Genomic DNA, 19,971 nt, shown 5'->3' on the forward strand with positions numbered 1-19,971 from the left:
TGTTTTTTTGCCAGAAGATCTTTCATATATACGTCTCATCTACGTCTCATCGAAACAAAAACACGTCATATTATATGACATGTTTATATGAAATTGAAAAATTCGAGTGTAAACTTGATAGATTAATAAAAAAATTACAAAAACTTTTATCTTTTGAAATTCCTTATATACCAATAATGAAAGCGTATACAGTATAGTTTGATTAATCTAAATTGTCTAATAATTTTAAAAAATGCTGTTGACACTGCGTCCAAAGCGGCGTAATATGAGTTCAACAAAAGATAAACGCAAGTTTCACAAGCACAAATGATTGCAATAGGATACTAAAAAAATGAAAAAAACGATCTTCTTGGACGGCAGAAAAGCTGTTCAAGAGACTGAATATGAAAAGCGCAGATGAGGATAAGTAGCCTTGAAAAAGCTTTCCACAGAGAACCGGATTAGCTGAGAACCGGCGAAGCTTTACAAGGTGAACTCGCCTCAGAGTGCCAGTCTGAAATCACAGTAGGACTTGGCCGGGTGAACGATGATGTTTACTCGTTATTAAAACGGATAGGAATATCCATGAGACGGCCGTATGAAAGGCCGTAAACAAGGGTGGTACCGCGGAAAGAAGAGCCTTTTCGCCCCTTTTGGCTATCGCATTCACTGCGCGGCTGATTGTGGGCGGAAGGGCTTTTTTTATTGAATAATCAGCTGTAAAGCTAATAAATGATGATCTTTAGAGGATGAAAATCCAAAAGGAGGAACTAAAAATGGGGACTAATGTACAGGTGGATTCAGCATCTGCCAAATGTACACAGACGATGAGCGGAGCGTTAATGCTGATTGAATCATTAAAGAAAGAAAAAGTAGAAATGATATTCGGTTATCCGGGCGGAGCTGTACTTCCGATCTACGATAAACTGTACAATTCAGGAATGGTACATATCCTTCCCCGACACGAGCAAGGCGCCATTCATGCAGCAGAAGGATACGCGAGAGTTTCTGGAAAACCAGGGGTCGTTATTGCGACATCAGGCCCGGGAGCGACAAACCTTGTTACTGGACTTGCGGATGCCATGATTGATTCACTGCCTTTAGTCGTCTTTACAGGGCAGGTGGCAACCTCCGTTATCGGCAGCGATGCTTTTCAGGAAGCGGACATTTTAGGAATTACAATGCCGGTTACAAAACACAGCTATCAGGTCCGCCAGCCGGAAGATCTGCCGCGCATCATTAAAGAAGCGTTCCATATTGCGACAACGGGAAGACCGGGACCTGTACTAATCGATATTCCGAAAGATGTTGCAGCAATTGAAGGGGAATTCAGTTATGATCACGAGATGAATCTCCCGGGATATCAGCCGACAACGGAGCCAAATTATTTGCAGATCCGCAAGCTTGTGGAAGCTGTAAGCAGCGCAAAGAAACCGGTTATCCTAGCGGGTGCGGGCGTATTGCACGGAAAAGCGTCAGAAGAATTAAAAAATTATGTGGAACAGCAGCAAATTCCAGTTGTACACACGCTTTTAGGACTTGGGGGTTTCCCGGCAGACCATCCGCTTTTCTTGGGGATGGCGGGTATGCACGGCACTTATACAGCGAACATGGCCCTTCATGACTGTGATCTTTTAATCAGCATCGGCGCCCGTTTTGATGACCGCGTCACAGGAAACCTGAAACATTTTGCGAGAAACGCAAAGATTGCCCACATTGATATTGATCCGGCTGAAATCGGAAAAATCATGAAAACACAGATTCCGGTTGTCGGCGACAGCAAAGTTGTCCTGCAAGAGCTGATCAAACAAAACGGCAAACAAGGCGATTCAAGCGAATGGAAAAAACAGCTTGCCGAGTGGAAAGAAGAGTATCCGCTCTGGTATGTAGACAATGAAGAAGAAGGCTTTAAACCTCAAAAACTGATTGAATACATTCATCAATTTACAAAAGGGGAAGCCATTGTCGCAACGGATGTCGGCCAGCATCAAATGTGGTCAGCGCAATTTTATCCGTTCCAAAAGGCAGATAAATGGGTGACATCAGGCGGTCTTGGAACAATGGGTTTCGGCCTTCCGGCAGCGATCGGCGCACAGCTGGCCGATAAAGATGCAACCGTGGTGGCGGTGCTTGGAGACGGCGGTTTTCAAATGACGCTACAGGAACTTGATGTTATTCGCGAATTGAATCTGCCGGTTAAAGTTGTGATCTTAAATAACGCTTGTCTCGGAATGGTAAGACAGTGGCAGGAGATTTTCTATGAAGAGCGTTATTCAGAGTCTAAATTCGCTTCACAGCCGGACTTTGTCAAATTGTCAGAAGCATACGGCATTAAAGGCATCAGAATCTCCTCTGATGCAGAAGCGAAGGAAAAGCTGGAAGAGGCATTGACATCAAAAGAACCGGTTGTCATTGATGTTCGGGTCGCCAGCGAAGAAAAAGTATTCCCGATGGTGGCTCCGGGGAAAGGGCTGCATGAAATGGTGGGGGTGAAACCTTGAAAAGAATTATCACATTGACTGTGGTGAACCGCTCCGGCGTGTTAAACCGGATCACCGGTCTATTTACAAAAAGACACTACAACATTGAAAGCATTACAGTTGGACACACAGAAACAAGCGGCGTTTCCAGAATTACCTTTGTCGTTCACGTTGAAGGAGAAAATGATGTTGAACAGCTGACAAAACAGCTTAACAAACAAATTGATGTACTGAAAGTCACTGACATCACAAATCAATCAATTGTCCAAAGGGAGCTGGCCTTAATCAAGGTCGTTTCCGCACCGTCAACGAGGACAGAGATTCACGGAATGATAGAGCCGTTCAGAGCTTCTGTCGTTGATGTCAGCAGAGACAGCATCGTTGTACAGGTGACTGGCGAATCTAACAAAATTGAAGCGCTGATTGAATTACTAAAACCGTATGGAATCAAAGAAATTGCGAGAACAGGTACAACGGCTTTTGCGAGGGGCACTCAGCAAAAGTCGTCATCCAATAAAACAATATCTATTGTATAAAACAAAACAAGGGAGAGATTGAAATGGTAAAAGTATATTATAACGGTGATATCAAAGAGAACGTATTGGCTGGAAAAACAGTAGCGATTATCGGTTATGGCTCACAAGGGCATGCACACGCGCTGAACCTGAAAGAAAGCGGAATTGACGTGATTGTCGGTGTCAGACAAGGAAAATCTTTCACTCAGGCGCAAGAAGACGGACATCGAGTATTTTCAGTAAAAGAAGCTGCGGCTCAAGCTGAGATCATTATGGTTCTTCTTCCGGATGAACAGCAGCAAAAAGTATATGAAGCTGAAATCAAAGATGAGCTGACTGCAGGCAAATCATTGGTCTTCGCTCACGGATTTAACGTTCATTTCCACCAAATTGTTCCACCGGCAGATGTTGACGTATTTTTGGTAGCGCCTAAAGGTCCTGGACATTTGGTTAGAAGAACATATGAGCAAGGAGCAGGCGTACCGGCGTTGTTCGCGATCTATCAAGATGTGACAGGTGAAGCGAAAGATAAAGCTTTGGCATACGCAAAAGGAATCGGCGGAGCAAGAGCAGGCGTTTTGGAAACGACATTTAAAGAAGAAACAGAAACGGATCTGTTCGGTGAGCAAGCTGTACTTTGCGGAGGATTAACTTCCCTTGTAAAAGCTGGATTTGAAACATTAACTGAAGCTGGTTATCAGCCGGAACTTGCATACTTTGAATGTCTTCATGAACTGAAATTGATCGTTGACCTTATGTATGAAGAAGGCTTGGAAGGCATGAGATACTCTATTTCTGATACTGCTCAATGGGGAGATTTCGTATCCGGGCCGCGTGTTGTAGACGCAAAAGTAAAAGAATCAATGAAAGAAGTCTTAAAAGACATCCAAGACGGAACATTTGCAAAAGAATGGATCGTAGAAAACCAAGTAAACCGTCCTCGTTTCAACGCAATCAATACGAGCGAAAACGAACATCAAATCGAAGTGGTGGGAAGAAAGCTTCGTGAAATGATGCCGTTTGTCAAACAAGGCAAGAAGAAGGAAGCGGTGGTCTCCGTTGCGCAAAATTAATTTTTTCGATACGACGCTTCGTGATGGTGAACAATCACCTGGAGTAAACTTAAATACACAGGAGAAACTTGCCATAGCAAAGCAGCTCGAAAGACTCGGGGCAGATATCATTGAAGCGGGATTTCCCGCTTCGTCCCGAGGTGACTTTTTAGCTGTGCAGGAAATCGCAAGAACCATAAAAAATTGTTCTGTGACAGGTCTTGCCCGCTGTGTAAAAGGTGATATTGATGCGGCCTGGGAAGCGTTAAAAGACGGTGCTCAGCCAAGAATTCACGTATTCATTGCCACATCGGACATTCATTTAAAACACAAGCTGAAAATGACGCGTGAACAGGTCATCGAAAGAGCCGTTGAAATGGTGAAATACGCAAAAGAGCGTTTCCCGATTGTTCAATGGTCTGCTGAAGATGCCTGCCGAACTGAACTGCCGTTTTTAGCGGAAATCGTAGAAAAAGTGATTGACGCAGGGGCTAGTGTCATCAACCTTCCGGATACAGTCGGCTATTTGGCTCCGGCAGAATACGGGAATATCTTTAAATATATGAAAGAGAACGTTCCAAACATTCATCAAGCAAAGCTGTCAGCTCACTGCCACGATGATTTGGGAATGGCAGTCGCCAATTCTCTCTCAGCGATCGAAAATGGCGCCGATCAAATTGAATGTGCGATTAACGGAATTGGTGAAAGAGCCGGAAATGCTGCATTGGAGGAAATTGCAGTTGCCCTTCATATCAGAAAAGATTTCTATCAAGTCGAAACAGGCATTACGCTAAATGAAATAAAACGCACTAGTGATTTAGTAAGCAAGTTCACAGGTATGGCTGTTCCGCGAAATAAAGCGGTAGTGGGCGACAACGCATTTGCTCATGAATCAGGCATCCACCAGGACGGCTTCTTAAAGGAAAAATCAACATACGAAATTATTTCACCAGAGCTTGTCGGTGTAACGGCAGATGCGCTTGTCCTAGGCAAGCATTCAGGACGCCATGCATTTAAAGACCGGCTGACTGCATTGGGATTCCAATTTGATAGTGAAGAGATTAATAAGTTCTTTACGATGTTTAAAGAGTTAACTGAGAAGAAAAAAGAAATCACTGATGAGGATCTTGTCTCTCTTATTTTAGAAGAAAAAGTAACAGACCGCAAGATTGGGTATGAATTTCTTTCTCTGCAAGTCCATTATGGAACATCTCAGGTCCCTACGGCTACGGTTTCTTTGAAAAATCAAGAAAACGCCCAGCTTATTCAGGAAGCGGCAACAGGAGCCGGAAGCGTGGAAGCGATATACAATACCCTTGAACGCTGTATTGATAAAGATGTGGAGCTCTTAGACTACCGCATTCAGTCCAATAGAAAAGGCGAAGACGCATTTGCCCAGGTTTATGTAAGAGTAGTAGTAAACGGAAAAGAATCAGCAGGGCGGGGCATAGCGCAAGACGTATTAGAAGCTTCGGCGAAAGCCTATCTGAACGCTGTCAACCGTCAATTGGTTTTCCAGTCTAATATGAACGGACTGCAAAACCATACAGCTGTCGGATCATAAAAGAAAGGAGAACTTAATTTGAAGAAACGGATTGCTCTATTGCCCGGAGACGGGATCGGCCCCGAAGTATTAGAATCAGCGACAGACGTGCTGAAAAGTGTTGCCGAACGCTTCAGCCATGAATTTGAATTTGAATACGGCCTTATTGGAGGAGCGGCAATTGACGAACACAACGACCCTCTCCCAGAGGAAACCATTGCGATTTGTAAAAAGGCTGATGCTATTTTGCTTGGTGCTGTCGGCGGCCCGAAATGGGATCAAAACCCTTCGGAGCTGAGACCCGAAAAAGGTCTGCTCAGCATTAGAAAACAGCTTGACCTGTTTGCGAATTTACGGCCTGTGAAAGTGTTTGAAAGCCTTTCTGACGCTTCGCCTTTGAAAAAAGAATATATTGATAACGTTGATTTCGTTATCGTTCGTGAACTGACAGGCGGTTTGTATTTCGGACAGCCGAGCAAACGCTATGTAAACAGTGAAGGTGAGCAAGAAGCGGTAGACACACTGTTTTATAAGAGGGAAGAAATTGAACGCGTGATCAGAGAGGGCTTTAAAATGGCGGCTGCCAGAAAAGGCAAGGTTACCTCTGTTGATAAAGCGAACGTTCTTGAATCAAGCAGGCTGTGGCGGGAAGTGGCTGAAGACGTCGCAAAAGAATATCCTGATGTGAAACTTGAGCATATGCTCGTTGATAACGCGGCTATGCAGCTGATTTATGCACCGAATCAATTTGATGTCGTGGTGACTGAAAATATGTTTGGTGACATTTTAAGCGACGAAGCGTCCATGCTAACAGGTTCTCTCGGAATGCTTCCGTCAGCCAGCTTATCAAGCTCAGGACTCCATCTGTTCGAGCCTGTACACGGCTCAGCACCTGACATAGCAGGGAAAGGGATGGCAAATCCATTCGCGGCGATATTATCAGCGGCAATGCTTTTGAGAACATCTTTCGGGCTTGAAGAAGAAGCGAAAGCTGTAGAAGATGCAGTCAATCAGGTTCTTACTTCCGGAAAAAGAACAAGAGACTTGGCAAGAGGCGAAGAATACAGCAGCACTCAGGCCATTACAGAGGAAGTAAAGACGGCATTGATGAGTGAAAATACAATTTCTAACGTGTGACAGCTTATGGTGTAAGCGGTCTTAGTTCATAGGTAGAGGGAGGAAATAAAGATGATGCCTCGAACGATCATCGAAAAGATTTGGGATCAGCATATTGTAAAACATGGTGAGGGAAAACCGGATCTTCTCTATATTGATTTGCATCTCATCCATGAGGTGACATCCCCTCAGGCATTTGAAGGGTTGAGACAAAAGGGAAGAAAGGTCAGGAGACCGCAAAATACATTCGCAACGATGGATCACAACATTCCAACCGTCAATCGCTTTGAGATAACGGACGAAGTTGCGAAACGCCAAGTGACAGCGCTTGAGCGGAACTGCGAAGAGTTTGGCGTACGCCTTGCCGATCTTCACAGCGTAGATCAGGGGATTGTCCATGTAGTCGGGCCCGAGCTTGGCTTAACGCTTCCGGGAAAAACGATCGTATGCGGCGACAGCCATACTTCCACTCACGGTGCATTCGGCGCCCTGGCATTTGGAATCGGAACGAGTGAGGTTGAGCATGTTCTTTCTACACAGACACTCTGGCAGCAGCGTCCGAAAACGCTTGAGGTGCGTGTAGACGGGACACTGCAAAAAGGGGTAACGGCAAAGGATGTCATTCTTGCTGTTATCGGTAAATACGGCGTGAAATTCGGCACCGGTTACGTTATTGAATACACTGGGGAAGTATTCAGAAACATGACGATGGATGAGCGGATGACCGTTTGCAACATGTCAATTGAAGCCGGAGCAAGAGCAGGTTTGATTGCGCCTGACGAAGTGACATTTGAATATTGCAAAAACCGCAAGTATACGCCAAAAGGAGAAGAATTTGATAAAGCCGTAGCAGAATGGAAAGCGCTGCGCACTGATCCAGGTGCTGTTTACGATAAATCAATTGTGCTTGACGGCAATGACATTTCTCCTATGGTGACATGGGGTATCAACCCGGGAATGGTTCTTCCTGTCGATTCTGAAGTTCCGGCGCCGGAAAGCTTTTCAGCGGAAGATGACAAAAAAGAAGCGATTCGCGCTTATGAATATATGGGGCTGACTCCTCATCAGAAAATTGAAGACATTAAAGTGGAGCACGTATTTATCGGTTCCTGTACAAATTCACGCATGACTGACCTCCGCCAGGCTGCCGATATGATCAAAGGGAAAAAGGTGGCTGAAAGTGTTAGAGCAATCGTCGTGCCTGGATCTCAGAGCGTAAAACTTCAGGCTGAAAAGGAAGGGCTTCATCAGATCTTCTTAGACGCTGGATTTGAATGGAGAGAATCAGGCTGCAGCATGTGTTTGAGCATGAATAATGACGTTGTTCCTGAAGGAGAGCGCTGTGCGTCAACCTCTAACCGTAACTTTGAGGGCAGACAAGGAAAAGGCGCGAAAACACATCTCGTCAGCCCTGCGATGGCTGCGATGGCCGCCATTCACGGCCATTTCGTGGATGTCAGAAAGTTTTATCAGGAAAAAACAGTTGTGTAAGGAGTGCACGAGATGGAACCTTTGAAAACACATACGGGGAAAGCGGCCGTATTAAATCGTATTAATGTTGATACAGACCAGATCATTCCGAAACAATTTCTAAAGAGAATTGAAAGAACGGGCTACGGCCGTTTTGCATTCTTTGACTGGAGATACGATGCGAATGGCGAACCAAACCCGGAATTTGAATTAAACCAGCCGGCTTATGAAGGGGCGTCCATTTTAATAGCGGGAGAAAACTTCGGCTGCGGGTCATCGCGTGAACACGCTCCGTGGGCGCTTGATGACTACGGCTTTAAAATCATTATCGCACCGTCATTTGCTGATATTTTCCACCAAAACTGCTTTAAAAACGGTATGCTGCCGATTCGTATGCCGTATGACAATTGGAAAAAGCTTGTCGGACAATACGAAAATCAGTCACTGCAAATGACAGTCGATCTTGAAAATCAGCTTATTCACGACAGCGAAAGCAATCAGATCTCATTCGAAGTCGATCCGCATTGGAAAGAAATGCTGATCAACGGCTATGATGAAATTTCATTAACGCTTTTACTTGAAGATGAAATTAAGCAATTTGAGTCGCAGAGAAGCTCTTGGCTTCAAGCTTAAAAAAAGCTGCCCGGCAATTTGTCCGGCAGCTTTTTTTGCCTGGCAGAACCTTTCCTTTCTTGTTTTTGTGTACGGGTGTTGATACACTTGAACAAAATAAATGCCTGAAAGGAATATAGGTATGACGCATGACAAGAAAAACGCAAAAATTATTCCTTTTCCTCATTTGAAAGACCGTCTGGTGGAAAAAGGAATGTCCTCGCTGAAGGAGAAAAAGTATCAAGAGGCGCTGGAACTGTTTTCAGAAGCAATGAAATATGATGATACTGAATCAGATCTTCACTTGGGTATGGCCATTTGCTTTTTGGAGCTGGGCGAATTGGAAGAGGCAAAACGTGTATGCGAAAAGATGCTGAAAGAAGGATACGGCCAGTATTTTACAGTTTTACAAGTATACATGACGATCTTAATTCAGCTTAAGAAATACGAAGAAGTCAAAAGCACGATTGAGGCCGTCCTGGAGGAAAATCAGCTGCCTGCGGAAAGCGCCGAGCAATTTTATAAACTGCTTGATTTCAGCCGCAAAATGACCGACCCAGAGCGAGAAGACGAGGCTTGGGCCGAAGAGTATGAAGATGTGATCGACACGGAGAAAGTGTTAGCCAGCCCAGAGGAACAAATGAATTTGATCCATTCATTGAAAGACCGCAATGTAGCGAAGTATACGGGGCTGTTAAAAACAATTCTTGAAGATCCCGCTGCTCACCCGATTATCAAGACGATGATCGTGATGTTAATGGCGGAACACGACTACAGCAAACCGGTCCACATTACAAAATTCGGCGACTCCATGACAATCGAGCCGAGCGAGACTGTCCCGCCTGACGCCTCCCCGATTTTGCACCGCGTTCTCCGTGTGCTGGATGAAACGCTTGGGAATGAAAATCCAACCCTGTATGCAGCGGTAGAAGAACTGTGGAGAAGACATTTGTATGTTTTATATCCATTTCAGCCAAAACTGCTGTCTGCCGATCTTTGGGCGGCGGCCCTGCATAAAGTCGGCTATGAAATGCATGGGATTGAGATTGAAAGAGAAGAGCTGCATATGATGTATGAGTTTACCGACAGAGAACTTGATGAAGCGTGCACAATGATTAAAGATATTGAAGAAATTTCTTATTTGTAAATCACGCCATATAGTTGAAAGCGGTATGTGTTATGTTATAATATAATGGTTGTATTTGTGTATAACGGGTTATAAGAAATACGGTTGGACAGGCTTTGCAGTTCATTATTAAAATGTATACATAATGATTCTGATCTTTGGCAGCTTCGTTTTTGATGGACGAAGCCGAATGATTGCTTTAGAATGGAAGACCGACACAACCTGAATAGATTTTTGGAGGGAAACACATGTCTGTAAAATGGGAAAAACAAGAAGGCAACGAAGGCGTTTTAACGGTTGAAGTTGATGCTGAAACATTTAAAACGGCACTTGATGATGCATTTAAAAAAGTAGTTAAGCAAGTTTCAATTCCTGGATTCCGTAAAGGGAAAATTCCTCGCGGTTTATTCGAACAGCGCTTTGGCGTAGAAGCTCTTTACCAAGATGCTTTGGATATTCTTCTTCCTGTAGAATACCCTAAAGCGGTTGAAGAAGCTGGAATCGAGCCTGTAGACCGTCCTGAAATCGATGTTGAAAAAATCGAAAAAGGCGAAAGCTTAATCTTCACTGCAAAAGTAACAGTGAAACCTGAAGTGAAGCTTGGCGAATACAAAGGCTTAGGCGTCGAAAAAGACGACACAGCTGTAACTGACGAAGATGTTCAAAACGAACTAAAAGGGCTTCAAGAGCGTCAAGCTGAGCTTGTTGTAAAAGAAGAAGGCGCTGTTGAAGAAGGAAACACAGTTGTTCTTGACTTCGAAGGATTCGTTGACGGCGAAGCATTCGAAGGCGGAAAAGCTGAAAACTATTCACTTGAAGTGGGTTCAGGTTCATTCATCCCTGGCTTCGAAGATCAGTTAGTTGGCCTTGAAGCAGGTGCTGAGAAGGATGTTGAAGTAACATTCCCTGAAGAGTACCACGCTGAAGATCTTGCCGGCAAACCAGCTGTCTTCAAAGTGAAAATTCACGAAATCAAAGCGAAAGAGCTTCCTGAGCTTGATGATGAATTCGCAAAAGATATCGATGAAGAAGTGGAAACACTTGCTGAATTGACTGAAAAAACGAAGAAACGTTTAGAAGAAGCAAAAGAAAACGAAGCTGACGCTAAATTGCGTGAAGAGCTTGTTCTGAAAGCTTCTGAAAACGCTGAAATCGATGTTCCTCAAGCGATGATTGACACTGAGCTTGACCGCATGCTGAAAGAATTCGAACAGCGTCTTCAAATGCAAGGCATGAACCTTGAGCTTTACACTCAATTCTCAGGCCAAGACGAAGCTGCGTTAAAAGAGCAAATGAAAGAAGATGCTGCAAAACGCGTAAAATCTAACCTGACTCTTGAGGCGATTGCGAAAGCGGAAAACCTTGAAGTAACAGATGAGGAAGTTGATGCTGAGCTTTCTAAAATGGCTGAAGCATACAACATGCCTGTTGAAAATATCAAACAAGCCATCGGTTCTACTGACGCGATGAAAGAAGATTTAAAAGTTCGCAAAGCAATTGATTTTCTTGTAGAAAACCGTTAATATGGTGCATAATAATAGTAATAATAAAACAGGGCGCGAATGATTCGTGCCTTGTTTTGTACAATTATGATATATCTCTTTTTCTTGGGGCAATATAGTTAATGCAGGCTGTTTTTTGTCATACATATAGAATGTGCAAGTCAGAAACACAATGTTACCGTCTTTTTGGAAAGTATGGTAAAATGCAATACATACTCGTTTCGTTTCAAGAATCATTTTCTTTTGCTCTGCCGGTAAAAGAAAAAGTGAGACAAGATTAAGGGGTGAAAGAATGTTTAAATTCAACGAGGAAAAAGGACAATTAAAATGCTCGTTCTGTGGAAAAACACAAGATCAGGTTCGTAAGCTTGTAGCTGGACCTGGTGTATATATATGTGACGAATGTATCGAACTCTGCACTGAAATTGTGGAGGAAGAACTCGGAACAGAAGAAGAAGTAGAATTTAAAGATGTGCCGAAGCCGCAGGAAATTCGTGAAATTCTGAATGAATATGTAATCGGTCAGGATCAGGCGAAGAAATCACTAGCTGTTGCGGTGTATAACCACTACAAACGCATCAACTCCAACAGCAAAGTGGACGATGTCGAGCTTTCGAAAAGTAACATTTCATTAATCGGCCCGACAGGAAGCGGTAAAACCCTTCTTGCGCAAACTTTAGCCCGTATTTTAAATGTGCCGTTTGCGATTGCTGACGCTACGTCCCTGACAGAAGCTGGATATGTAGGTGAAGATGTAGAGAATATTCTCTTGAAACTCATCCAAGCTGCTGACTATGACGTGGAAAAAGCGGAAAAAGGCATTATTTATATTGATGAAATCGATAAAGTGGCAAGAAAGTCTGAAAACCCGTCTATTACACGTGATGTGTCAGGTGAAGGCGTGCAGCAGGCATTGCTGAAAATTCTTGAAGGAACTGTGGCGAGCGTGCCGCCTCAAGGTGGACGTAAGCACCCTCATCAAGAGTTTATTCAAATTGATACAACAAACATTTTGTTCATTTGCGGCGGTGCCTTCGATGGTATCGAACAAATCATCAAACGCCGTTTAGGACAAAAAGTGATTGGCTTCGGTTCAGATAATAAGGCTGCAGATCTGGAGAAAGAAGACCTTCTTTCAAAAGTGCTTCCAGAAGACTTGCTCCGTTTCGGATTAATTCCGGAATTCATCGGACGTCTTCCGGTTATTGCAAGCCTTGAAAAGCTTGACGAAGAAGCGTTGATTGCGATCTTAACAAAACCGAAAAACGCTCTTGTGAAGCAGTTCAAGAAAATGCTTGAGCTTGATAATGTTGAGCTTGAGTTTGAAGAAGAAGCGCTGTCTGAAATTGCTAAAAAAGCAATTGAGCGTAAGACAGGAGCACGCGGACTCCGTTCCATCATTGAAGGCATTATGCTTGATGTGATGTTTGACCTGCCTTCCCGTGATGACATTGAAAAATGTGTGATTACTGGGGCGACTGTAACGCATGGAGAACCGCCTCGCCTTTTGTTAAAGGACGGTACTGAGGTTAGCCAAGATAAAACGTCTGCTTAAAAATGAAAATGAACCTCCTGAGTGGTAACATTCAGGAGGTTTTTTTGTTGTGTAAACTCTTCCGGAAAACGTTTATTCCCCTCTTTTGTGGGAGATACTAGCAATCAGAGGAATGAATTGGATACATAAATTGTTTTTCAGGAGGGACCACCATGAGTTGGACAGGGATCGCATTATTTATTCAGCTGTTTTTTGGGATTATCATTGGTTTGTATTTTTGGAATTTGCTTAAAAATCAAAGGACACAAAAAGTCACGATAGATAAGGAATCAAAGAAGGAAATGGAGCAGCTTCGCAAAATGCGGGCTATCAGCCTGTCCGAACCGTTATCTGAAAAGGTGCGCCCTAAAAGCTTTCAAGATATCGTCGGTCAGGAAGACGGGATTAAAGCGTTAAAAGCGGCGTTGTGCGGACCGAATCCCCAGCACGTCATTGTCTATGGACCGCCGGGAGTCGGAAAAACAGCTGCTGCAAGGCTTGTGTTAGAGGAAGCCAAAAAACATAAGCAATCACCTTTTAAAGAGCAGGCTGTTTTTGTGGAACTCGATGCGACAACGGCTCGATTTGATGAAAGAGGAATTGCCGATCCGCTCATTGGTTCTGTACATGATCCGATATACCAAGGGGCCGGAGCGATGGGACAGGCGGGTATTCCGCAGCCGAAGCAGGGGGCTGTCACGCATGCCCACGGCGGTGTATTGTTTATTGATGAAATTGGGGAGCTGCATCCTATTCAAATGAATAAAATGCTGAAGGTGCTTGAGGACCGGAAAGTCTTTTTAGACAGCGCTTATTACAGCGAAGAAAATACACAAATACCGAACCATATTCACGACATTTTTCAAAATGGGCTTCCAGCTGATTTTCGTTTGATCGGTGCGACAACAAGAATGCCTAATGAAATCCCTCCGGCAATCCGATCCCGCTGTTTAGAGGTATTTTTCCGCGAGCTTGAGAAAGATGAGCTGAAATCAGTTGCCAAAACAGCAGTGGATAAGATTGAAAAGAATATTTCTGAAGAGGGGCTTGATTTGCTGACCAGCTATACGCGGAACGGCCGGGAAGCCGTCAATATGATTCAAATCGCGGCGGGAATGGCGGTGACCGAAGATCGGAAGGACATCACCATTGAGGATATAGAATGGGTGATTCATTCCAGCCAGCTTACCCCTAAGCACGAGCAGAAAATCGGCACTGCACCGCAAATCGGCATTGTAAACGGACTCGCAGTGTATGGCCCAAACAGCGGTTCGCTGCTGGAAATCGAAGTGAACGTAACACCGGCTCAGGATAAAGGTTCAATTAACATTACCGGAATAGCAGAAGAAGAAAGCATCGGCAGCCAATCAAAATCAATTCGCCGGAAAAGCATGGCAAAGGGCTCGGTTGAGAATGTGCTAACCGTACTGCGTACAATGGGAATGAAGCCTTCAGACTATGATATCCACATTAATTTTCCCGGCGGCATTCCGATTGACGGGCCGTCGGCAGGTATTGCCATGGCGGCGGGAATTTTTTCAGCCGTTCATAAAATTCCGATCGATAACACGGTTGCCATGACAGGCGAGATCAGTCTAAACGGACTTGTAAAACCGATTGGAGGCGTGATCCCGAAAATTAAAGCGGCAAAACAGTCCGGTGCCAAAAAAGTTATTATCCCGCATGAAAATCAGCAATCGATCTTAAAACAGATTGAAGGGATCAAAATTGTGGCGGTGAAAACGTTCCAGGAAGTGCTTGATGAAATTTTAGTGAACCCGCCTACTGAACAAAAACCGTTAAACATGCAAATGAATAAAGAATCAGTCTGACCCTATTTTTAAAATAGGGTTTTTTTTATGAAGGACATCTTTTCCTTTTTCAGATGAGAAAGAAAGGGTATACTACGAGGAGACTGTGTTATAGAAAAGCTGAACCATGCCGTTTATTGTACAAGGATGAAAAAGTTGTATTATAATGGTTCATACTAAAGTCACGGAGGTGTCAGTCACATGGCAGAAGAATTAAAACGCAGCATCCCGCTCCTCCCTTTAAGAGGTTTATTAGTGTACCCGACAATGGTTTTGCACTTAGATGTAGGACGTGACAAGTCGGTTCAGGCCCTTGAACAGGCAATGATGCATGATCATATGATATTTTTAGCTACTCAGCAGGATATTTCGATAGACGAACCGGGTGAAGACGAAATTTTTACTGTCGGCACCTATACGAAAATTAAACAAATGCTGAAGCTTCCGAACGGTACGATTCGTGTGCTGGTGGAGGGCATACAGCGCGCCCAGATCATTGAATACAGTGAGCATGAGGATTATACATCGGTAGACATTCAGCTGATCCATGAAGATGATTCAAAAGATACAGAAGACGAAGCGCTGATGCGGACTTTGTTGGACCACTTTGATCAGTACATAAAAATTTCTAAAAAAATCTCAGCCGAAACGTATGCCGCGGTTACTGATATCGAAGAGCCGGGCAGAATGGCAGACATTGTTGCTTCTCACCTGCCTCTTAAACTAAAGGATAAGCAGGATATTTTAGAAACGGCCGATGTCAAAGACAGACTGAATAAGGTCATTGATTTTATCAACAATGAAAAAGAAGTGCTTGAGATCGAGAAAAAAATTGGCCAGCGTGTCAAACGTTCAATGGAGCGTACGCAAAAGGAATATTATTTGCGCGAACAGATGAAGGCGATCCAAAAAGAGCTAGGCGATAAAGAAGGCAAAACAGGTGAAGTTCAATCGCTGACCGAAAAAATCGAAGAAGCGGGTATGCCTGAACATGTGAAGGAAACGGCTCTTAAGGAATTAAACAGATATGAAAAAATTCCGTCCAGTTCTGCCGAAAGTTCTGTTATCCGCAATTATATTGATTGGCTGGTCGCTCTCCCATGGACGGATGAGACAGAAGATAAGCTTGATTTAAAAGAGGCTGAACATCTTTTGGACAAAGAACATCACGGACTTGAAAAAGTGAAAGAGCGTATTTTAGAGTATTTGGCGGTTCAGAAGCTGACAAAATCCTTAAAAGGCCCGATTCTCTGTTTGGCAGGACCTCCGGGGGTCGGAAAAACGTCCTTAGCCAAATCGATTGCTAAAAGTATGGATCGGAAATTTGTCAGAATTTCACTTGGCGGGGTGCGCGACGAATCAGAAATTCGCGGGCACAGACGGACATATGTCGGGGCAATGCCGGGACGTATTATTCAAGGCATGAAAAAAGCCGGCAAGCTGAATCCGGTCTTCTTACTAGACGAAATTGACAAAATGTCTTCTGATTTCAGAGGCGATCCGTCATCCGCAATGCTTGAAGTGCTTGATCCGGAGCAAAACAGCACCTTCAGCGACCACTACATTGAGGAGACCTTTGATCTGTCAAAAGTGCTCTTTATCGCTACGGCTAACAATTTAGCGACAATCCCGGGACCGCTTAGAGACAGAATGGAAATCATTAATATTGCGGGCTACACGGAAGTGGAAAAACTTGAAATTGTGAAAGATCACCTTCTTCCGAAGCAGATCAAGGAGCATGGGCTCAAAAAGAGCAACCTGCAGCTGCGTGATCAGGCCATTCTTGATATTATTCGCTATTATACGAGAGAAGCAGGTGTGAGAAACCTCGAACGCCAGCTTGCTGCCATCTGCCGCAAGGCCGCAAAAGCCATTGTTTCTGAAGATAGAAAACGGATTACAGTTACGGAGAAAAATCTTCATGACTTTATCGGAAAACGAATTTTCAGATATGGACAAGCAGAAACGGAAGATCAGGTGGGCGTAGTCACGGGGCTGGCTTATACAACTGTCGGCGGAGATACGCTGTCGATCGAAGTATCGCTTTCTCCAGGGAAAGGAAAATTGATCCTGACGGGTAAGCTTGGCGATGTCATGAGAGAGTCTGCTCAGGCGGCTTTCAGCTACGTGCGTTCAAAAACAGAAGAACTTGGCATTGAACCTGACTTTCATGAGAAGTATGATATTCATATACATGTTCCTGAGGGTGCGGTGCCTAAAGATGGTCCGTCTGCCGGTATCACAATGGCGACTGCGCTTGTTTCTGCTTTAACAGGACGGGCTGTATCGCGTAAAGTCGGAATGACTGGCGAAATTACGCTTCGCGGACGCGTGCTTCCGATCGGCGGACTGAAAGAAAAAGCACTCGGGGCACATAGAGCGGGATTGACGACCATTATTGCGCCTAAAGATAATGAAAAAGATATAGAGGATATTCCAGAAAGCGTCAGAGAGGGGCTTACCTTTATATTGGCATCCCACTTAGACGAAGTTTTGGAACATGCCTTAGTAGGAGAGAAGAAATGAAAGTCACAAAGTCAGAAATCGTAATCAGTGCAGTTAAACCTGAACAGTACCCTGAAGGGGGGCTTCCGGAGATTGCACTGGCCGGAAGATCGAACGTTGGAAAGTCATCTTTTATCAATTCATTGATTAATCGTAAAAATCTTGCGAGAACATCATCAAAACCGGGAAAAACACAAACATTAAATTTCTACATTATTAATGACGAATTGCATTTTGTTGATGTACCGGGTTACGGTTTTGCCAAAGTGTCAAAATCCGAGCGTGAAGCTTGGGGCAGAATGATTGAAACCTACATCACGACACGCGAGGAATTGAAAGCAGTGGTGCAGATCGTTGATTTGCGGCATGCACCGTCTAATGATGATGTGCAGATGTATAAATTCTTAAAGTATTACGGCATTCCTGTTATTATTATCGCTACAAAAGCGGATAAGATCCCGAAAGGAAAATGGGACAAACATGCGAAGGTTGTCCGACAGACATTAAATATTGATCCGGAAGACGAGCTGATTCTCTTCTCCTCAGAAACGAAAAAGGGGAAAGACGAAGCTTGGGGAGTGATCAAAAAAATGATAAACCGGTAGAGAATACTCTCTGCCGGTTTTATTTATCGTATAGATTTTTTTCGTTTTATCAATAATAACAATAAACTGATTCCGATAAATACAAACGGCCAATACTCTTTCAGCAGGGCCGTGGGAACATGCGCAGACTCGAGCCATGCCATAATCTGTTTGAAAAAGTAAAGAAACAGGGAAAAACAAATCATCGAAACAGCTTCATATACATATTCTTTTTTCTGAACGGTTGAAACGAGCAGTGAGAAGCCGACCATGAAGAGTAGCATTTCAAAATCATCCGGCCACCATGTCCACTTTGGCTTAGCGAAAAAGTGCAAACCGATTCCGAAGAGAAGCAAGCCGATAAAGAAATGGGGGGAGACAGCTTCTTTTTTTCCTTGGTATATAAAGGATGCGCCTAACAGCATAAGAAGAACAGGCCATTGATCCTGACCTGAAAACAGTTCGGCTTGGCAGCTTTCAAGCCATGCGTAAACGGATGCGGCGAGCAGCAGACAAGGAAATAAAATTGATTTTTGTTTCATGCATATCACCTTCTTGTTTTCTAGAGCTGATTTTGAGTAATTTTCTGCTGTTTTTGGTATTGTCAATAGGAACATATTTTGTTCGTGAAGCTTTTTCTAATATAGCACAAGATTTTTGAAATCTGTTCACAATTTGCGAAAGAAACTATGTTATAATTATTATAAATAATGAATTCTATGTTAGAATGATTATAAATTAAAGTTTGGGTGTTGGGGGTGTAAGGAAAGCTATGCATATACTTGTTGTGGGAGTAGATTATAAATCCGCCCCTATTGAGATACGTGAAAAAGTAAGTTTTCAGCCGAATGAGCTTGCAGAAGCGATGGTGCAGCTAAAAGCAGAGAAAAGCATTCTCGAAAATATCATCGTATCTACCTGCAACCGCACTGAAATTTATGCGGTAGTCGACCAGCTCCATACCGGCCGTTATTATATAAAGAAATTTTTAGCTGACTGGTTTCACTTAAGCAAAGAAGACCTGTCGCCGTTTTTAAGATTTTATGAAAGCGATGCGGCTGTTGAGCATTTGTTCCGTGTAGCCTGCGGATTGGATTCTATGGTGATCGGTGAAACGCAAATTCTCGGCCAGGTGCGCGACAGCTTCAAAACAGCTCAGCAAGAAAAAACGATCGGCACGATTTTTAATGAGTTGTTTAAGCAGGCGGTTACAGTGGGTAAACGGACTCATGCCGAAACAGACATTGGCTCTAATGCAGTGTCTGTTAGCTATGCGGCCGTTGAGCTTGCGAAAAAAATCTTCGGAAACCTTTCAAGCAAGCATATATTGATCCTTGGTGCAGGAAAGATGGGCGAGCTTGCAGCCGAAAATCTGCATGGACAGGGAATCGGAAAAGTGACCGTCATTAACAGAACATACTTGAAAGCGAAAGAACTTGCAGACCGTTTCTCCGGTGAAGCGCGAAGCTTAAATCAGCTTGAAAGCGCGCTTGCAGAAGCCGATATTTTAATCAGCTCTACCGGTGCGAGTGATTTTGTTGTGTCTAAAGAAATGATGGAAAACGCGAATAAGCTTCGCAAGGGCCGTCCTTTATTTATGGTGGACATCGCCGTGCCAAGAGACTTGGATCCCGCTTTGAACGATCTAGAAGGCGTCTTCCTTTATGATATAGACGATCTTGAAGGGATCGTAGAAGCGAACCTGAAAGAGCGGAGAGAAACCGCTGAGAAGGTTGAACTGTTAATCGAAGAAACCATTGTTGAATTTAAACAATGGCTGAATACACTCGGTGTAGTGCCCGTCATTTCCGCATTGCGTGAAAAGGCGCTGGCAATCCAGTCTGAAACGATGGACAGCATCGAACGGAAGCTGCCGCATTTGACGACAAGAGAGAAAAAACTTTTAAATAAACATACGAAAAGTATCATTAATCAAATGCTCCGCGACCCGATATTAAAGGTGAAAGAACTGGCGGCAGAGGCTGATTCTGAAGAAAAGCTGGCTTTGTTTATGCAGATTTTTGATATAGAAGAAGCTGCAGACCGGCAAATGATCAAAAGCGTTGAAGGCAGCCAAAAGGTCCATTCTTATAAGAAGGCTGAATCAAGAGCGGGGTTTGCCCCACTTGTAAGTGAGTGAAA

15 protein-coding genes and 1 other annotated feature are annotated in these 19,971 nt (G+C 43.8%); of the genes, 14 read left to right on the top strand and 1 reads right to left on the bottom strand.

The window, feature by feature from the left end; all coding sequences use genetic code 11:
* Nucleotides 1-384 precede the first annotated feature (384 nt).
* Nucleotides 385-634, top strand: a binding site (T-box leader).
* Between the two features lie 121 nt (nt 635-755).
* The 13 genes from ilvB to yihA all read left to right on the top strand — a co-directional run bounded on the left by ilvB (nt 756) and on the right by yihA (nt 17,850).
* On the top strand, nt 756-2,480 hold the full coding sequence (gene ilvB / locus DIC78_RS17445) for an acetolactate synthase large subunit (protein ID WP_127696679.1): 1,725 nt from the start codon (nt 756-758) through the stop codon (nt 2,478-2,480).
* On the top strand, nt 2,477-2,995 hold the full coding sequence (ilvN, locus tag DIC78_RS17450) for an acetolactate synthase small subunit (RefSeq protein WP_024122385.1): 519 nt from the start codon (nt 2,477-2,479) through the stop codon (nt 2,993-2,995). Before ilvB ends, ilvN begins: the two co-directional genes overlap by 4 nt.
* A gap of 23 nt (nt 2,996-3,018) precedes the next feature.
* On the top strand, nt 3,019-4,047 hold the full coding sequence (gene ilvC / locus DIC78_RS17455; RefSeq protein ID WP_024122384.1) for a ketol-acid reductoisomerase: 1,029 nt from the start codon (nt 3,019-3,021) through the stop codon (nt 4,045-4,047).
* A complete protein-coding gene (locus tag DIC78_RS17460) occupies nt 4,034-5,590 on the top strand; it encodes a 2-isopropylmalate synthase (protein ID WP_024122383.1) in 1,557 nt (518 codons plus the stop codon). Before ilvC ends, DIC78_RS17460 begins: the two co-directional genes overlap by 14 nt.
* An 18-nt stretch (nt 5,591-5,608) precedes the next feature.
* Entirely contained in the window at nt 5,609-6,706 is a 1,098-nt protein-coding gene (leuB, locus tag DIC78_RS17465) for a 3-isopropylmalate dehydrogenase (protein ID WP_059293476.1), read from the top strand.
* A 51-nt stretch (nt 6,707-6,757) separates the two neighbouring features.
* Nucleotides 6,758-8,176 carry a 3-isopropylmalate dehydratase large subunit gene (leuC, locus tag DIC78_RS17470; RefSeq protein WP_106020211.1) on the top strand — a complete coding sequence of 473 codons (1,419 nt, stop codon included), beginning with the start codon at nt 6,758-6,760 and terminating at the stop codon, nt 8,174-8,176.
* Between the two features lie 12 nt (nt 8,177-8,188).
* The gene (leuD, locus tag DIC78_RS17475; protein WP_101861315.1) at nt 8,189-8,788 is read left to right on the top strand and encodes a 3-isopropylmalate dehydratase small subunit; all 600 of its coding nucleotides are present in this window, start codon (nt 8,189-8,191) and stop codon (nt 8,786-8,788) included.
* A gap of 121 nt (nt 8,789-8,909) precedes the next feature.
* Nucleotides 8,910-9,914 carry a DNA damage checkpoint antagonist DdcA gene (gene ddcA, locus DIC78_RS17480; protein WP_024122379.1) on the top strand — a complete coding sequence of 335 codons (1,005 nt, stop codon included), beginning with the start codon at nt 8,910-8,912 and terminating at the stop codon, nt 9,912-9,914.
* A 227-nt stretch (nt 9,915-10,141) separates the two neighbouring features.
* Entirely contained in the window at nt 10,142-11,416 is a 1,275-nt protein-coding gene (gene tig / locus DIC78_RS17485; protein WP_024122378.1) for a trigger factor, read from the top strand.
* Between the two features lie 271 nt (nt 11,417-11,687).
* On the top strand, nt 11,688-12,950 hold the full coding sequence (clpX, locus tag DIC78_RS17490) for an ATP-dependent protease ATP-binding subunit ClpX (RefSeq protein ID WP_127696680.1): 1,263 nt from the start codon (nt 11,688-11,690) through the stop codon (nt 12,948-12,950).
* 152 nt (nt 12,951-13,102) lie between these two features.
* Nucleotides 13,103-14,761 carry an ATP-dependent protease LonB gene (lonB, locus tag DIC78_RS17495; protein ID WP_127696681.1) on the top strand — a complete coding sequence of 553 codons (1,659 nt, stop codon included), beginning with the start codon at nt 13,103-13,105 and terminating at the stop codon, nt 14,759-14,761.
* Nucleotides 14,762-14,941: 180 nt separating this feature from the next.
* Nucleotides 14,942-17,266, top strand: a complete 2,325-nt coding sequence (lon, locus tag DIC78_RS17500) for an endopeptidase La (RefSeq protein ID WP_127696682.1) — start codon at nt 14,942-14,944, stop codon at nt 17,264-17,266.
* Nucleotides 17,263-17,850, top strand: coding sequence for a ribosome biogenesis GTP-binding protein YihA/YsxC (gene yihA, locus DIC78_RS17505; RefSeq protein WP_106020210.1), 588 nt, complete (start codon nt 17,263-17,265; stop codon nt 17,848-17,850). The genes lon and yihA overlap by 4 nt, the downstream gene beginning before the upstream one ends.
* A 23-nt stretch (nt 17,851-17,873) precedes the next feature.
* Here the strand turns inward: yihA and DIC78_RS17510 are convergent, their stop codons facing one another.
* Nucleotides 17,874-18,371, bottom strand: coding sequence for a hypothetical protein (locus DIC78_RS17510; protein WP_127696683.1), 498 nt, complete (start codon nt 18,369-18,371; stop codon nt 17,874-17,876).
* A gap of 230 nt (nt 18,372-18,601) precedes the next feature.
* Here DIC78_RS17510 and hemA point away from each other — a divergent pair, with 230 nt between their 5' ends.
* Nucleotides 18,602-19,969: a glutamyl-tRNA reductase gene (gene hemA, locus DIC78_RS17515; RefSeq protein ID WP_127696684.1), complete on the top strand. Its 1,368-nt coding sequence runs from the start codon at nt 18,602-18,604 to the stop codon at nt 19,967-19,969.
* The last annotated feature ends 2 nt before the right edge of the window (nt 19,970-19,971 follow it).

Origin of the sequence: Bacillus halotolerans, assembly GCF_004006435.1 — a bacterium.
Lineage (GTDB): Bacteria > Bacillota > Bacilli > Bacillales > Bacillaceae > Bacillus > Bacillus halotolerans.

Coding starts and splice junctions, on each gene's coding strand:
- ilvC (WP_024122384.1), top strand. CDS start 3,019: ATGGTAAAAGTATATTATAACGGTGATATCAAAGAGAACGTATTGGCT.
- yihA (WP_106020210.1), top strand. CDS start 17,263: ATGAAAGTCACAAAGTCAGAAATCGTAATCAGTGCAGTTAAACCTGAA.
- tig (WP_024122378.1), top strand. CDS start 10,142: ATGTCTGTAAAATGGGAAAAACAAGAAGGCAACGAAGGCGTTTTAACG.
- ilvB (WP_127696679.1), top strand. CDS start 756: ATGGGGACTAATGTACAGGTGGATTCAGCATCTGCCAAATGTACACAG.
- clpX (WP_127696680.1), top strand. CDS start 11,688: ATGTTTAAATTCAACGAGGAAAAAGGACAATTAAAATGCTCGTTCTGT.
- leuD (WP_101861315.1), top strand. CDS start 8,189: ATGGAACCTTTGAAAACACATACGGGGAAAGCGGCCGTATTAAATCGT.
- lonB (WP_127696681.1), top strand. CDS start 13,103: ATGAGTTGGACAGGGATCGCATTATTTATTCAGCTGTTTTTTGGGATT.
- hemA (WP_127696684.1), top strand. CDS start 18,602: ATGCATATACTTGTTGTGGGAGTAGATTATAAATCCGCCCCTATTGAG.
- leuC (WP_106020211.1), top strand. CDS start 6,758: ATGATGCCTCGAACGATCATCGAAAAGATTTGGGATCAGCATATTGTA.
- lon (WP_127696682.1), top strand. CDS start 14,942: ATGGCAGAAGAATTAAAACGCAGCATCCCGCTCCTCCCTTTAAGAGGT.
- DIC78_RS17510 (WP_127696683.1), bottom strand. CDS start 18,371: ATGAAACAAAAATCAATTTTATTTCCTTGTCTGCTGCTCGCCGCATCC.
- ddcA (WP_024122379.1), top strand. CDS start 8,910: ATGACGCATGACAAGAAAAACGCAAAAATTATTCCTTTTCCTCATTTG.